At 66.6% G+C, this 14,926-nt stretch carries 18 protein-coding genes; 9 read left to right on the top strand and 9 right to left on the bottom strand.

The window, feature by feature from the left end; translation table 11 throughout:
* Positions 1-12: 12 nt before the first annotated feature.
* On the bottom strand, positions 13-792 hold the full coding sequence (locus tag MYCSM_RS15850) for an ABC transporter permease (protein ID WP_015307173.1): 780 nt from the start codon (positions 790-792) through the stop codon (positions 13-15).
* Positions 793-919: 127 nt separating this feature from the next.
* Here MYCSM_RS15850 and MYCSM_RS15845 point away from each other — a divergent pair, with 127 nt between their 5' ends.
* The 3 genes from MYCSM_RS15845 (at position 920) to MYCSM_RS15835 (ending at position 4,054) form a co-directional block, all read left to right on the top strand.
* Positions 920-1,591, top strand: a complete 672-nt coding sequence (locus MYCSM_RS15845; protein ID WP_015307172.1) for an SDR family oxidoreductase — start codon at positions 920-922, stop codon at positions 1,589-1,591.
* A 67-nt stretch (positions 1,592-1,658) separates the two neighbouring features.
* Positions 1,659-2,585 carry an LLM class F420-dependent oxidoreductase gene (locus MYCSM_RS15840; protein WP_015307171.1) on the top strand — a complete coding sequence of 309 codons (927 nt, stop codon included), beginning with the start codon at positions 1,659-1,661 and terminating at the stop codon, positions 2,583-2,585.
* Between the two features lie 98 nt (positions 2,586-2,683).
* On the top strand, positions 2,684-4,054 hold the full coding sequence (locus tag MYCSM_RS15835) for an NAD(P)/FAD-dependent oxidoreductase (protein WP_015307170.1): 1,371 nt from the start codon (positions 2,684-2,686) through the stop codon (positions 4,052-4,054).
* Here MYCSM_RS15835 and MYCSM_RS15830 read toward each other — a convergent pair.
* From MYCSM_RS15830 to MYCSM_RS15800, 7 genes are all read right to left on the bottom strand, one after another.
* A complete protein-coding gene (locus tag MYCSM_RS15830; RefSeq protein ID WP_015307169.1) occupies positions 4,051-4,677 on the bottom strand; it encodes an urease accessory protein UreD in 627 nt (208 codons plus the stop codon). The genes MYCSM_RS15835 and MYCSM_RS15830 overlap by 4 nt on opposite strands.
* Complete coding sequence (ureG, locus tag MYCSM_RS15825) at positions 4,659-5,336, bottom strand: urease accessory protein UreG (protein ID WP_015307168.1); 678 nt, start codon at positions 5,334-5,336, stop codon at positions 4,659-4,661. Before ureG ends, MYCSM_RS15830 begins: the two co-directional genes overlap by 19 nt.
* 10 nt (positions 5,337-5,346) lie before the next feature.
* A complete protein-coding gene (locus MYCSM_RS15820; protein ID WP_015307167.1) occupies positions 5,347-5,982 on the bottom strand; it encodes an urease accessory protein UreF in 636 nt (211 codons plus the stop codon).
* Entirely contained in the window at positions 5,982-7,703 is a 1,722-nt protein-coding gene (locus tag MYCSM_RS15815; RefSeq protein ID WP_015307166.1) for an urease subunit alpha, read from the bottom strand. The genes MYCSM_RS15820 and MYCSM_RS15815 overlap by 1 nt, the downstream gene beginning before the upstream one ends.
* Positions 7,700-8,050 carry an urease subunit beta gene (locus MYCSM_RS15810; RefSeq protein WP_015307165.1) on the bottom strand — a complete coding sequence of 117 codons (351 nt, stop codon included), beginning with the start codon at positions 8,048-8,050 and terminating at the stop codon, positions 7,700-7,702. Before MYCSM_RS15810 ends, MYCSM_RS15815 begins: the two co-directional genes overlap by 4 nt.
* The gene (locus MYCSM_RS15805; protein ID WP_015307164.1) at positions 8,047-8,349 is read right to left on the bottom strand and encodes an urease subunit gamma; all 303 of its coding nucleotides are present in this window, start codon (positions 8,347-8,349) and stop codon (positions 8,047-8,049) included. Before MYCSM_RS15805 ends, MYCSM_RS15810 begins: the two co-directional genes overlap by 4 nt.
* A 125-nt stretch (positions 8,350-8,474) precedes the next feature.
* Positions 8,475-8,879, bottom strand: a complete 405-nt coding sequence (locus MYCSM_RS15800; protein ID WP_041312166.1) for a PaaI family thioesterase — start codon at positions 8,877-8,879, stop codon at positions 8,475-8,477.
* Positions 8,880-8,941: 62 nt separating this feature from the next.
* Between MYCSM_RS15800 and MYCSM_RS37800 the strand changes: the two genes are divergently transcribed.
* Together MYCSM_RS37800 and MYCSM_RS37795 are read left to right on the top strand one after the other, a co-directional pair.
* Complete coding sequence (locus tag MYCSM_RS37800) at positions 8,942-9,139, top strand: rhodanese-like domain-containing protein (protein WP_198345036.1); 198 nt, start codon at positions 8,942-8,944, stop codon at positions 9,137-9,139.
* A complete protein-coding gene (locus MYCSM_RS37795; RefSeq protein ID WP_198345035.1) occupies positions 9,120-9,290 on the top strand; it encodes a rhodanese-like domain-containing protein in 171 nt (56 codons plus the stop codon). The genes MYCSM_RS37800 and MYCSM_RS37795 overlap by 20 nt, the downstream gene beginning before the upstream one ends.
* Positions 9,291-9,481: 191 nt before the next feature.
* Here the strand turns inward: MYCSM_RS37795 and MYCSM_RS15790 are convergent, their stop codons facing one another.
* The gene (locus MYCSM_RS15790; protein ID WP_015307162.1) at positions 9,482-10,228 is read right to left on the bottom strand and encodes a Ferric iron reductase FhuF-like transporter; all 747 of its coding nucleotides are present in this window, start codon (positions 10,226-10,228) and stop codon (positions 9,482-9,484) included.
* A gap of 219 nt (positions 10,229-10,447) precedes the next feature.
* On the opposite strand from MYCSM_RS15790, the gene MYCSM_RS15785 reads away from it, so the two are divergent.
* The 4 genes from MYCSM_RS15785 (at position 10,448) to MYCSM_RS15770 (ending at position 14,876) form a co-directional block, all read left to right on the top strand.
* Entirely contained in the window at positions 10,448-10,864 is a 417-nt protein-coding gene (locus MYCSM_RS15785; protein WP_015307161.1) for a BlaI/MecI/CopY family transcriptional regulator, read from the top strand.
* 14 nt (positions 10,865-10,878) lie between these two features.
* On the top strand, positions 10,879-11,829 hold the full coding sequence (locus MYCSM_RS15780; protein ID WP_015307160.1) for a M56 family metallopeptidase: 951 nt from the start codon (positions 10,879-10,881) through the stop codon (positions 11,827-11,829).
* 56 nt (positions 11,830-11,885) lie between these two features.
* Positions 11,886-13,349: an NADP-dependent phosphogluconate dehydrogenase gene (gndA, locus tag MYCSM_RS15775; protein ID WP_015307159.1), complete on the top strand. Its 1,464-nt coding sequence runs from the start codon at positions 11,886-11,888 to the stop codon at positions 13,347-13,349.
* An 87-nt stretch (positions 13,350-13,436) separates the two neighbouring features.
* The gene (locus MYCSM_RS15770; protein ID WP_198345034.1) at positions 13,437-14,876 is read left to right on the top strand and encodes a GuaB1 family IMP dehydrogenase-related protein; all 1,440 of its coding nucleotides are present in this window, start codon (positions 13,437-13,439) and stop codon (positions 14,874-14,876) included.
* Positions 14,877-14,926: the final 50 nt, after the last annotated feature.

Here is a 14,926-nt window from a genome sequence, read left to right as displayed (position 1 = left end):
GGTCATCGTCGGCTACCACGCATTGGCGCCCCGCAACCGGCGAATGCCAAGTCCGACAACGACGACGGCGGCCACCGCGACGAGAAGCAGGGACAGCGCCACCGCCGCGTCGGCGTCGCTTTCGCGCTGCAGGTAAATCTCCAGTGGCAGTGTGCGCGTGACACCCTCACGGGATCCGGCGAAGGTCAGCGTCGCACCGAACTCCCCCAGCGACCGCGCGAACGCCAGCACTGCGCCGGAGATCAGACCAGGCGCCAGCAGCGGCAGCGACACCCGCCACCACACCGCCGTCGGCTTGGCCCCGAGCGTCGCGGCCACCACCTCGTAGTCGGCTCCGGCGGTGCGCGCGGCGCCTTCCAACGCGATGACTAGGAACGGCAGCGACACGAACGTCTGCGCCAGCACCACCGCCGTCGTCGTGAACGCGATCTGGATGCCCGCGGCGTTGAGGTACTGGCCGATCAACCCGAGCCTGCCGAATGCATACAGCAGCGCGATCCCGCCAACCACCGGCGGCAGCACCAGCGGCAACAAGATGAGCGGCCGTGCCATCCGCACCAGGCGGGCGTCGCTGCGCGCCAGCACCAGCGCCATCGGCACACCGAGCAGCAGGCAGAGCAGGGTGCTCGCGGCCGCGGTCTTGAGGCTGAGCAGCAGCGCCGTCGTCGACGACTCGCTGGAAATCAGCGACCAAAAGTGCGGCCAATCGACCTTGGCGGCGACCGCGATCAGCGGGAGGACCACGAAGAATGCGCCGATCGCTGCGGGCACATAAATCCAGCGGGGCAGCACAAATCACGACCCTATGGCACGTACACCGAACTGTTGTCGTGTCGAGTTTCACGCCCTAGCTACTGTCCAGTAACATGACCCTGGATCGCTGGGGTTCAGCGTTGAACGAAAGCAGGAGGTCCTTGTGATGGAGGTGCTCGTCACCGGCGGCGATACAGATCTGGGGCGCACGGTTGCGGAGAGCTTCCGCGACGCAGGCCACCGGGTCGTGATTGCAGGCGCACGCCGCGACGACCTCGAGGTCGCCGCCAAGGAGCTCGAAGTCGACGCGATCGTGTTCGACAACACCGATCCGGCCAGCCTCGAAGAGGCCCGCAGCCAATTCCCGCACCACCTCGACACCATCGTCAACGTGCCCGCGCCGCGGTGGGATGTAGGCGATCCGCGCACCTACACGCTGTCCGACCTGGCCGCTGCATGGCGCAACGCCCTCGACACGACCGTGCTGTCGGCGGTGTTGACCGTGCAGATCCTCGGCGATCATCTGCGCTCCGGTGGCTCGATCGTCAACGTCGTCCCCGAGCAGCCGCGCGAAGGCAGCGCCGAGGCCGCGGTGAAGGCCGCGATCGCCGACTGGACGGCCGGTCAGGCCACGCACTTCGGCACCCGCGGCATCACGGTCAATGCGGTGGCGTCCGGCCGCAACGCCGAGCCCGGCTACGACGGTCTGTCCCGCACGCCGGCTCCGGTCGCCGCGGAGATCGCCCGGCTGGCGTTGTTCCTGACCACGCCCGCCGCCCGGCACATCACCGGGCAGACGTTGCACGTCAGCCATGGTGCGCTGGCAAACTTCGGCTAAATATTCCGTCGTTCGCCCGAAGCTGAACCGGGGTGACCGCCCCGCTTAGTTGTGGTTACGTGAAGGCGTGACCATCAAACTCGGACTTCAAATCCCCAACTTCTCCTACGGCACCGGCGTCGAACAGCTCTTCCCGACGGTCATCGCGCAGGCGCAGGAGGCCGACGCTGCCGGCTTCGACTCCGTCTTCGTGATGGACCACTTCTATCAGCTGCCCGGCCTCGGCACGCCGGACCAGCCGATGCTCGAGGCGTACACCACCCTCGGCGGGCTGGCGACCGTGACCAAGAACGTGCAGCTTGGCACGCTGGTCACCGGCAACACCTACCGCAACCCGACATTGCTCGCCAAGGCCATCACCACCCTGGACGTCGCGAGCCAGGGCCGCGCCATTCTCGGCATCGGCACCGGATGGTTCGAACTCGAGCACGACTCACTGGGGTATGAGTTCGGTACCTTCACCGACCGCTTCAACAAACTCGACGAGGCGTTGCAGATCATCCTGCCGATGCTGAAGGGTGAGCGGCCGACATTCGAGGGTAAGTACTACCGCGCCAAGGAGGCGATGGCCGAGCCGCGGTTCCGTGACCACATCCCACTGATGATCGGCGGCAGCGGCGAGAAGAAGACAATTCCGTTGGCGGCCAAGTACTTTGACCACCTGAACATCATCGCCGGCTTCGACGAGCTGCCGCGCAAAGTGGCTGTGGTCAAGGAGCGCTGCGAGGAGATTGGCCGCGATCCGGCCACGCTGGAAACCAGCATGCTGGTGATCGCGATCATCGACGAGAACGTCACCCCCGATCTGATTCCTGATGACTTCAAGCAGCAGGCCGTAGTCGGTGGGCCCGAGCAGGTGGCCGACCAGATCAAGACGAAGGTCCTCGACGCGGGCGTCGACGGGGTCATCCTCAGCCCGGTGACGAGCCTGAACGGCTACCAGCCCGGCGGCATCACCGCGGTGGCCGAAAAGTTGAAGCCACTGCTCGGGTAATCCCCCGCGGGGTGGTAAATCTCACCGTTTTGCGGGGACGCACGGCGGCTACCGTAGTGTCTATGTAAGTGCACGTGTAGTCCGTCGAGGAGCCCAACATGAGCCATCCCGGAGCCACTGCAACCGATCGGCACAAGGTGGTGATCATCGGTTCGGGGTTCGGAGGGCTGAACGCCGCCAAGGCACTCAAGCACGCCGACGTCGACATCAAGATGATTGCCAGGACCACGCATCATCTGTTCCAGCCGCTGCTGTATCAGGTGGCCACCGGCATCATCTCGTCGGGCGAGATCGCTCCGCCCACCCGGATCATCCTGCGCAAGCAGAAGAACGCGCAGGTATTGCTGGGCAACGTCACACACATCGACCTGGCCAACCGGACGGTCAAGTCGGAGCTGCTCGGACACGACTACGTCACGCCCTACGACACCCTGATCGTGGCGGCCGGCGCTGGCCAGTCCTACTTCGGCAACGACCACTTCGCCGAATGGGCGCCGGGCATGAAGACGGTCGATGATGCGCTCGAACTGCGTGGCAGGATCCTCGGTGCGTTCGAACAGGCCGAGCGCTCCAGCGATCCCTCCCGCCGAGAGAAGCTGCTGACGTTCACCGTTGTCGGTGCCGGTCCCACCGGCGTCGAAATGGCAGGGCAGATCGCCGAACTCGCCGACCACACGCTCAAAGGTGCGTTCCGCCATATCGATTCGACGCAGGCGCGGGTGATCCTGCTCGATGCGGCTCCTGCGGTGCTACCGCCGATGGGCGAGAAGTTGGGCAACAAGGCGAAGGCCCGGCTGGAGAAGATGGGCGTCGAGATCCAGCTCGGTGCAATGGTCACCGATGTTGATCGCAACGGCATCACGGTGAAGGACGCAAACGGCATCCGCCGCATCGAATCCTCGACCAAGGTGTGGTCGGCCGGTGTCTCGGCCAGCCCGCTGGGCCGCACCCTCGCCGAGCAGTCCGAGGTGGAGCTTGACCGCGCGGGCCGGGTCAAGGTGCTGCCGGACTTGACGATCCCCGGTTATCCGAACGTCTTTGTCGTCGGCGATATGGCGGCAGTCGAAGGCGTGCCTGGCATGGCGCAGGGCGCTATCCAGGGCGCCAAGTACGCCGCTAAGGCCATCAAGGCCGAGCTGAAGGGCGCCGACCCGACCAAGCGCGAACCGTTCCAGTACTTCGACAAGGGCTCGATGGCGACGGTGTCGCGGTTCTCGGCGGTAGCTAAGGTCGGGCCGCTGGAGTTCGGCGGCTTCATCGCTTGGCTCGCGTGGCTCGTGCTGCACTTGGTGTATCTCGTCGGATTCAAGACGAAGATCACCACGCTGCTGTCGTGGACGGTGACGTTCCTGTCGACAGCTCGCGGCAACCTGACCATCACTGAGCAGCAGGCGTACGCGCGCACCCGGATTGAAGAGCTGCAGGAGATAGCGGCGTCCGTGCAGGACAAGGAGAAGGCGGCCAGCTAGAGCCGCTCCCCCTGCCAGGTCGACAGGCAGCCCCCACCGGCCAATGCCAGTGAGACGCCTGCCGTCTCGATATCCGTATCGGGATAGTGCAATTCGCTGATGCATGCCATCGGCGTTCCCAGTGCGTCGTCGGCCACCGCTCCGTGGCCAAGCTCGATGCGGTGTCGCAGTAGCGGTGACCCGTCCACATCGGCGTGCAGCGATCCCGACCAAAAGCCTTGCTGCTCATCTGATCTGCCGATCTGAACGCGCTCACGCATACGAACGCGGCCTGCTGGCGTCAACGCGAGCCGCGTCGAGGTGAAATGGCGCGACGTGGCGGCGACGACCGTCGGCTGCGGGTCGATGTCGAGATCGCCTGCCGATTCGACCGTCCAAAATGCGTGCGACTCCGTTGTTATCGCGCCGGGCAGCGTGACTGTCGCCGCCGCGGTGCGCACCCGCAGTCGCGCGCCCTCTTCCACCACCACGCGGATGTGGATCGCGTCGCCGCCGAGCGGGGTGGCGGCCGCCGAAACCAGGTGGACGGTCTCGGGTTCGGTACGCCGCGCCGCGACTCCGCCCCCGCATTCGATGCGCGGCGCACGGTCGCGGTGCGCGACGATCAGGACGTCGGAACGCACAGTTGCTCCCGCACCCACGCCAGCACGGCAGTCGCAGCCGGGTCTTCCGTCAACGAGATCAACACTGCCGGCCTGTCGCCGCGGACCTTGGCCGCGTCGCGGCGCATGACGTCCAGGTCGGCGCCAACCAGCGGAGCGAGGTCAGTCTTGTTGATTACCAACAGATCCGAGAAGGTGACGCCTGGGCCGCCCTTACGCGGCACCTTGTCACCACCGGCGACGTCGACGACGAAGATCTGCACGTCGACCAGACCCGACGAGAAGGTGGCGGTCAGATTGTCACCGCCGGACTCGACCAGAATCAGATCGAGGCGGTCATTGCGTGCAATCAGGTCGTCGATGGCGTCCAGATTCGCCGTGATGTCGTCGCGGATCGCCGTGTGCGGGCAGCCACCCGTTTGCACCGCGGCGATCCGCTCGTCCGGCAGCACTGCATGGCGGCGCAGGAAGTCGGCGTCCTCGGTGGTGTAGATGTCGTTGGTCAGCACCGCCAACGACAGTTTGTCGCGCAGTTGCCTGCACAGCGCAGCGACGAGCGCGGTCTTGCCGGAACCGACGGGGCCGCCGATGCCGATGCGCAGCGGCTCACCCGGCTGCCGCTCGCGGCGCGGACGCGCGGTGTGGGCATGGGGCTCGCCGTCGAGGTAATGCGGTGGCATGGTTTGCCTTTCAGGAGACGAACAACGGGCGCTCGCGTTCGCTGTGCCGCTGGGCAAGCACGTCGAGCAGCGGATCGGACAGGTCGGCCAGTTCCTTGCCGGCCACGGCGGCCGTGACCTCGCATAGCGGCGCCAGCTCAAAGGTCAGCGCTGCGACGTCGGCGGGATCGAGCGCCAGTAGTCGCTGCGCGGCCGTGGCTGAGCCGGTCATCGTGGTGTAGACGACCGACAGCGCGGTCTGGTCGGGATTCAGTCCGCTGGCGTTGCCGACGGCGCCTGCGGCAACCGCGAGGTGTGGTGTCGTCCCGAGCGGGTGCCAGTCATGGTCGGGCCATACCCGCCGCGCCAGCCGCGCAAGGCCCCGCCCTTGCGCGCGCGACGCCTGCCGCGCAGCGGCAGCCGGTGTGCGGGCGTCGGTTTCGCGATCGGCATCCGCGATGGTCAGGCTGCCCGCGTGCACCGCGGCGGCCACCGATGCCGTCACCAGACCGTGGGTGCGGATCCGGCGGCCCAGGTACGCCCGCAGCGTCGCGAGGTCAACCACGATACCCGAGGTAACCGCCTCCTCGACACCGCCGGAATGCACATGCCCGCCGGTCGGCAGTCGCGAATCGGCCAGCGTCAGCAGTGTCGAGAGGTTGGTCATCAGAACAGGAAATACCTTTGCGCCATCGGCAATTCGGCGGCGGGCTGCTCCTGCCACACATCGCCGTCGATGCGCACGGTGAAGGTGTCCGGATCGACCTCGATGCTCGGCAGTGCATCGTTGAGCGGCATCTGAGCTTTACCGACTTGCCGAACGTTTTTGACCGCAAACAGTTTTCGGTTGACAGCGAGTCGGTCGGCCAGTCCATCCTCGACGGCTTGCGGCGAAACGAAGTGGACTGACGTGGCCGCGGCTGCTGCGGGTGCGGCGCCGAACATCGGCCGCGGCAGCACCGGTTGCGGCGTCGGGATCGAGGCGTTGGCGTCTCCCATTGCGGCCCAGGCGATCATGCCGCCCTTGAGCACCGCGTGCGGGCGGACGCCGAAGAACGCAGGCTCCCACAGCACCAGGTCGGCGAGCTTGCCGACCTCGACCGAGCCGATGTGGTCGTCGAGGCCGTGGGCGACGGCCGGGCAGATCGTGTATTTCGCGACGTAACGCCGGGCCCGGTTGTTGTCGGCCTTCCCGTCGCCGTCCAGCGCACCGCGCCGACGCTTCATCACGTGCGCGGTCTGCCAGGTGCGCAGCACCACCTCACCGATGCGGCCCATCGCCTGCGCGTCGCTGCCGATCATCGAGATCGCGCCGATGTCGTGCAGCAGATCCTCGGCGGCAATGGTCGAGGGCCGGATGCGACTCTCGGCGAATGCGAGATCCTCAGGGACACTGGGGTTCAGGTGATGGCACACCATCAGCATGTCGAGGTGCTCGTCGAGCGTGTTGACCGTGTGCGGCCGGGTCGGGTTCGTCGAACTCGGTAGCACATTGCCGTGTGAGACCACGGTGATGATGTCGGGTGCGTGGCCACCGCCGGCGCCTTCGGTGTGATAGGCGTGTATCGAGCGTCCCTTGACCGCGGCCAGCGTGTCCTCGACGAAGCCTGCCTCGTTCAGCGTGTCGGTGTGGATGTTGACCTGCACGCCGGCAGATTCCGACACCGTCAGGCAAGCGTCGATTGCCGCAGGTGTCGTCCCCCAGTCCTCGTGCAGCTTGAATCCCGCTGCGCCACCACGCAATTGCTCCCACATCGAATCGGCGCTGACGGTGTTTCCCTTGCCGAGAAGCGCGATGTTCAGCGGCCACGAGTCGAGGGCTTCGAGCATGCGGGCTAGATGCCAGGACCCCGGGGTGACGGTGGTCGCCTTACTGCCTTCGGCGGGCCCGGTGCCGCCCGCGATGATGGTGGTGATGCCACCGCCCAGCGCCTCCTCCATGATCTGGGGGCAGATCAGGTGCACATGGCAGTCGATGGCGCCCGCGGTGACGATGCGGCCGTTGCCCGCGATGATCTCGGTCGACGGGCCGACCACGAGGTCGGGATGCACACCGGACATGATGTCCGGGTTACCGGCCTTGCCGATCGCGACGATGCGCCCGTCGCGAATTCCGATGTCGGCCTTGATGATTCCCCAGTAGTCGAGAATCACCACCCCGGTGATGACGGTGTCGGGTGCGCCGTCGGCGCGGCTGACGCGACCCTGCCCCATCGACTCGCGAAGCACCTTGCCGCCGCCGAACACCGCCTCGTCGCCCGCCAATCCGGGGCCGCCGCTGCGGTCTTCGGTGATCTCGATGACCAGGTCGGTGTCGGCGAGCCGGATCCGGTCGCCGGTGGTCGGGCCGAACAGCGTGGCGTAACGGGCGCGCGAAAGCTGAGTCATGACGCGTCCAACTTGCCGGGAGGATCGAGGGTAAGCCCATGCACCTCGCGCGAACCGCTCAGGGGTACGGCCGAAACCCGCTGGGCCACACCGGGTTCAAACCGGACTGCGGTACCGGCAGGGATGTCGAGCCGATGACCGTGCGCGGCATCTCGGTCGAACTGCAGCGCAGCGTTGGCCTGCGGCAGGTGCACATGGCTGCCGACCTGAACCGGGCGATCGCCGCTGTTGACGACGTCGAGCGTCAGCCGGGTGGCACCGGCGTTGATCTCGATATCGCCGTCGCCGTAGAAGACTTCACCCGGCTTCCACGGTGCGCGATCCGCCTTCGGCTTCTCGCTGGTCATGGGATCGGCTGGTGGACGGTGACGAGCTTGGTGCCGTCGGGGAAGGTGGCCTCCACCTGGACGTCGTCGAGCATCTCGGGTACGCCGTCCATGACCTCCTCGCGGGACAACACCTCGCGGCCGCTCACCATCAACTCCGCCACTGTGCGGCCGTCGCGGGCGCCCTCGAGGAGGTGGTCGGTGATCATGGCGACGGCCTCGGGATGATTGAGCCGCAGCCCGCGCGCCTGTCGGCGGCGCGCTAGCTCGGCGGCATACGAGATGAGCAGCCGGTCCTGCTCATGCGGGGTCAGACGCATAGCGAGCGATATTGCCACGGGTGGGGCCAGTCAGCAGCGCACGCGATCCGGCGCGAGGTCAGACTCTTCGCACGCGAATGGCCGTTTCGCGTGCCGGAATCTGATTTCGGCCTGTGAGGTGGCTGCTACTCGGGCGGAATGTTCTGCAGCCGCACCTGGCCGCGGGCGACGACGCGGTCGTCGTCGTCGGTGATGGTGACCAGCCACAGCTGCTGGCGGCGGCCCCGATGGATCGGCGTCGACTGCGCCGTCACGGTTCCCGACGAGATCGCGCGCAGGAAGTCGGTGTTGTTGTTGACGCCGACGACCGTGCCGCCGCCGTGTTCGGCCAGCCAGACTGCGCCGGACACGCTGGCCACGCTCTCGATCACGGCGCAGTACACGCCGCCGTGCACGATTCCGGCCATCTGCAGCAGTTTGTCGTGGATCTGTAACTGCGCCCGCAGGCCGTCGGGGCTGAATTCCAGGTACTCGAGCCCGAGCTCGTTGTCGAATCCCTTGCCCAGTTGGCCGGCTACGTCCGTCGTCACGCACTTGTGTCTACACGTCGTGGACCGGGCCACGGCCGCGGCCCCCGGCGTTATCGTCGGGCATGGCCAAGAGCGTGAAGGACTTGTTGGAAGCCGCCAATGCCGTTGTGCCGCGGATTTCGCCCGCACAGGGTCAGGAGTTGATCGCGAAGGGTAATGCCGTCGTCGTCGACGTACGCGACGCACCGGAGGTCGCGCAGAGCGGCAAGGTCGCGGGTGCGGTGCACATTCCACGGGGGCATGCTCGAATTCCGCGCTGACCCCGAAACCCCTTACCACGACCAGAATCTTGCGAAGGACAAGACCGTCATCCCGTACTGTGCATCGGGCGGCCGCTCGGCGTTGTCGGGTCAAACGCTCAAGGAACTTGGCTATACCGACGTCTACAACGTGGGGTCGTTCAAGGAGTAGACCGACGCGGCCGGCGCCGTCGAGCCCGCCTGAAGCTCGGAACATGGATGGGCCCCACGCCGATTGCGCGGGGCCCATCCTTCGAGCGGACCGGGAGTCTCTGCAGCCCTCAGGACTCCGGCGCGGTCCGGTGGTTCGTATTCATTCGTATTCAGTTGTGAACTTGTGCGGTAAGGATAGGCAAGGCTGCCCTAATTAAGCAAGGCCTTCCGTGCAGCCATCCGGCTGCAGCCGCGCACCGGCAAGCCGAAACCGACCAGCGCGTCGAGTACGGCCTGTGCGCGCCGCATGCTCGTCAGCTCGCTCGACCCGGCCAGCAGCGGTACCTGTGTCGCGGCGCTGACGACGGCACCGCCGACGATGTGCCACATCGACGCGACCGGCATGGCGCCAGCACACACGTCGAACAGCTTCGCGAACAGTGGATCGAGTGCGCGGTGGCAGCGGTGCGCGACCCAGGTGGTCAACGCCGCCTCGCTCGGCAGCGCAACGATGCCTGCACCGGACAGATCAGGATCATCGGGCAGCGCCCGCAGCTGCGGATCCGACACGCCCACCCAGTCGATCGCGCCCTCGGAATCCACGTGCACCCAGAGGTTCTCGAGGCCGGTGTCCCAGGCGCGGCCCTCGAGCACCAGCAGCGGCACGACGCGCCCGACCACGACGTGTGCCAGTGTGGCGGCCAGCTGCTGGGCGATCGCCCCGCGGCTGTCAGTCTCGGCGGCCGCGATGTCATACATCGCCTGCAGTCGATCGGCCGTCACCGCCTCGACCAACGGCCACCACCGCCGACGCGACAGGTCGCCCATCACGGCAACGCCGTAGACGCGAGGGCATTCGGGATAGAGCACGCGCAGCCTGCGGCTGGATTCGTGCAGCGGCAGTGTCCGCCTGATCGCCATGCTCGAGATGAGTGGATCCTCGATCAGAACCGTCATGAGGGCCTCCCGACATTGACTTAGGTTAGCCTTACTATAATCATTGCGTGCTGAAGCGATATCGCCTGTGACTGGACTCACAAGCGCGCGAGACGGGCCTGATGACCACTGCCGGAACAGTGCGCACCATCGGGGCCGTTGTTCTGAAGCGCTAGATACGACGCAACGTAGTAACGCCGTAGTACCCTGGATCTACTGCCCGTAGGAGATGAACGGAACATGGCAAAGTTGACGCGTCTTGGGGAACTTGAACGCGCTGTGATGGACCACCTGTGGTCGTCCGGTGAGCCCCAAACCGTGCGCCAGGTCCACGAGGCACTGTCGGCTCAGCGCGATCTGGCCTACACAACGATCATGACCGTGCTGCAGCGGCTGGCCAAAAAGAACCTCGTCGTGCAGCACCGCGATGACCGCGCTCATCGATACGCTCCAATGCACGGTCGCGATGAGCTGGTCGCCGGGCTGATGGTCGATGCGCTCGACCAGGTCTCGGACTCCGGCAGCAGAGAGGCCGCGCTGGTGCACTTCGTCGAACGCGTCGGCGCCGACGAGGCCGCAGCACTGCGCCGTGCGCTCGCCGAGTTGGAAAGTAAGCAGAGCGAATCCCCGCCCGCTGGTAATCCGGGCACCGGCTGAGAAATACTGACAGCGTGTCCGCGCTGGCCTTCACCATCGTCGCGCTGGTCCTGTCGGGACCAGTCCCGGCAGTGCTGGCGCGGGCGTCATGGCCGCAGCGCGCACCGCGGGCCGCGATCGTGCTCTGGCAGTCCATCGCCCTCGCCGCGGTGTTGTCGGCCTTTTCGGCAGGCATCGCAATCGCAAGCCGGCTGTTCGTCCCTGGCCCCGACGGCCGCCCCACCGCAACCGTCAGCAGTGAGATCGATGCGCTGGGCTGGCCGCTGTGGGGTGCCCTCCTCATCGTCTTCGCGCTCACCCTTGTGATCGGGGCGCGGCTGACCTACGCCGTCCTGCAGGTCGCCATCGCCACCCGTCGCAGGCGCGCACATCACCGGATGATGGTGGACCTGCTCGACATGTCGCACGAGTCGAACCCGCCCCAGGTCTGTACCAAGGCCAGCGGTCTGCGCATCCTCGATGTGAGGCAACCGCTGGCCTACTGCCTGCCGGGCGTGCGCAGTCGCGTGGTGGTCAGCGAGGGAACACTGAAATCCTTGTCCGACAGCGAGATTGACGCGATTCTCACCCACGAGCGCGCGCACCTGCGGGCCCGTCACGACCTGGTTCTGGAAATGTTCACCGCGGTGCACGCCGCGTTCCCCCGATTCGTCCGCAGCGGCAACGCCCTGGATGCCGTGCGCCTGCTCATCGAGATGCTTGCCGACGACGCCGCCGTGCGCGCCGCAGGGCCCACTCCCCTGGCGCGTGCACTGGTCGCCTGCGCGTCCGGTCGCACCCCGTCGGGTGCGCTTGCCGTCGGCGGTCCGACCACCCTGCTGCGGGTGCGCCGGCTCGGCGGGCAACCGAACAGCCGCGTACTCGCCGCGATCGCCTACCTCGCCGCCGCCGCCGTGCTTGTGGTGCCCACTCTGGCTCTGGCCGTGCCGTGGCTGACGGAACTACATCGACTGTTCATCGCGTAGTCACAGGTGTGGGTCGAAGACTGTCTGTCATAACCAAACAACGAAAGGCCGCCCGCATGAGCTCGTCTGCAAACCCTGACACGACCGGCACCGCTCAGATCGGGGTCACCGGTCTGGCCGTGATGGGCTCCAACATCGCACGCAACTTCGCCAGGCACGGCTACACCGTGGCGCTGCATAACCGATCGGTGGCCAAGACCGATGCACTGCTCAAAGACCACGGCTCCGAGGGAAAGTTCGTCCGCAGCGAAACCATCGCGGAATTCCTTGACGCGCTTGAGAAACCGCGGCGGGTGCTGATCATGGTCAAGGCGGGCGACCCCACGGACGCCGTCATCAACGAGCTCGCCGACGCGATGGAAGAAGGCGACATCATCATCGACGGCGGCAACGCGCTCTACACCGACACCATCCGCCGCGAGAAGGCGATGCGGGAGCGTGGGCTGCACTTCGTCGGCGCAGGCATCTCCGGCGGCGAGGAAGGCGCGCTGAACGGTCCGTCGATCATGCCAGGCGGTCCGGCCGAGTCCTACACATCGCTGGGCCCGCTGCTGGAGGAGATCTCCGCCCACGTCGACGGTGTGCCCTGCTGCACTCACATCGGCCCCGATGGCGCAGGGCATTTCGTGAAGATGGTGCACAACGGCATCGAGTACTCCGACATGCAGCTGATCGGCGAGGCCTATCAGCTGCTGCGCGACGGCCTCGGCAAGTCCGCCGGTGAGATCGCCGATGTCTTCGACGAATGGAACAAGGGCGACCTGGACAGTTTCCTGGTGGAGATTACCGCCAAGGTGCTGCGCCAGGTCGACGCGAAGACGGGCCAGCCGCTCGTCGACGTCATCGTCGACGAGGCCGAGCAGAAGGGCACGGGCCGCTGGACGGTGAAGTCCGCGCTCGACCTCGGCGTGCCGGTCACCGGTATCGCCGAGGCGGTGTTCGCCCGCGCGCTGTCGGGATCGGTGGCGCAGCGGAAGGCGACGACGGGCCTGGCGTCCGGTGATCTCGGCGAAAAGCCCAGCGACGCAGACAAATTCGTTGAGGACGTGCGCCAGGCGCTTTATGCGTCGAAGATCGTCGCCTACGCACAGGGCTTCAATCAGATCCAGGCGGGCAGCGCAGAGTACGACTGGGGCATCACACCCGGCGATCTGGCCACCATCTGGCGCGGCGGCTGCATCATTCGCGCGAAGTTCCTCAACAGGATCAAGGACGCGTTCGACGAGGACCCGAACCTGCCGACGCTGATCGCGGCGCCGTACTTCCGCAGCGCGGTGGAAAACGCCATCGACAGCTGGCGCCGCGTGGTGGTCACCGCGACACAGCTCGGCATCCCGATCCCAGGCTTCTCGTCCGCGCTGTCCTATTACGACGCGCTGCGCACCGAGCGGCTGCCCGCGGCGCTGATCCAGGGTCTGCGCGACTTCTTCGGCGCGCACACCTACGCGCGCACGGATGCTGACCGCGAGCAGAAGTTCCACACGCTGTGGAGCGGCGACGGCAGCGAGGTGCCCGCCTAGCCACACGCACATTTGCGCGGGAAGTACGAGTGGAAGCCGCCAAAACGTCGATCTCGGCGGGGTAGTTCTGTCCAACTAGAATCGCAGGTGATGCGATTTCTCGACGGCCACCAGCCTGCCTATGACCTGACCTACAACGACGTCTTCATCGTCCCTGGACACTCGGACGTCCAGTCACGCTTCGACGTCGACCTTTCGACGACGGACGGGTCGGGCACCACCATCCCCGTGGTGGTCGCGAACATGACCGCGGTGGCCGGTCGTCGGATGGCCGAGACCATCGCCCGCCGTGGCGGCATCGTCGTCCTCCCGCAAGACCTGCCCATTTCGGCGGTGAAGGAGACGGTCGACTTCGTCAAGAGCCGCGACCTGGTCGCTGACACGCCGGTCGTGCTGTCCCCCGACGACTCGGTCTCCGACGCGATGGCGCTGATCCACAAACGTGCACACGGCGCCGCGGTGGTGGTGTTCGAGGGCCGCCCCATCGGCCTGGTCACCGAGGCCAATTGCGACGGGGTCGACCGATTCACCCGAGTGCGTGACATCGCGATATCCGATTTCGTCACCGCACCAACCGGCACCGACCCGCGCAAGGTCTTCGACCTGCTCGACCATGCGCCGGTCGACGTGGCTGTACTGACCGAACCCGATGGCACGCTGGCCGGCGTGCTGACCCGCACCGGCGCGGTCCGGGCCGGCATCTACACCCCCAACGTCGACGCCAGCGGAAGGCTGCGGATCGCAGCGGCCGTCGGCATCAACGGCGACGTCGGCGCCAAGGCCCGTTCGCTCGCCGAAGTAGGTGTCGACCTGCTGGTGATCGACACTGCGCACGGCCATCAGCTCAAGATGCTCGACGCGATCAAATCGGTGTCGTCTCTCGACCTGGGGCTGCCCATTGCCGCGGGCAACGTCGTCTCCGCCGAAGGCACCCGCGACCTGATCACAGCGGGTGCGTCGATCGTCAAGGTCGGCGTCGGGCCCGGAGCGATGTGCACCACCCGAATGATGACCGGCGTCGGCCGACCGCAGTTCTCCGCAGTAGTCGAATGTGCTTCTGCAGCAAGGCAACTCGGCGGCCACGTGTGGGCCGACGGTGGTGTTCGTCACCCCCGCGACGTGGCCCTGGCGCTGGCGGCGGGCGCGGCCAACGTGATGATCGGCTCATGGTTCGCGGGTACCTACGAGTCGCCCGGCGACCTGATGCGCGACCGCGAGGACCAGCCGTACAAGGAGAGCTACGGCATGGCGTCCAAGCGCGCCGTTGCCGCCCGCACCGCAGGCGACAGCTCCTTCGACCGGGCCCGTAAGGCGTTGTTCGAGGAGGGCATCTCGACCTCACGGATGGGGCTGGATCCGTCGCGCGGCGGGGTCGAGGACCTGCTTGACCACATCACCTCCGGGGTACGCAGCACGTGCACATACGTCGGCGCCGCGACCATCGCCGAACTCCACGACAAGGTGGTTGTCGGGGTGCAGTCCGCTGCCGGATTCGCCGAAGGCCACCCACTGCCCACCGGATGGTGAGGCCCCGCGGCGGCCGAGACGGCTAACATAGGTTTTTCCTCACGCGCCTA

The sequence above is a fragment of the Mycobacterium sp. JS623 genome, assembly GCF_000328565.1.
Lineage (GTDB): Bacteria > Actinomycetota > Actinomycetes > Mycobacteriales > Mycobacteriaceae > Mycobacterium.
Note: the sequence above shows the minus strand (reverse complement) of the source record. Positions and strands in the feature narration are given on the sequence as shown.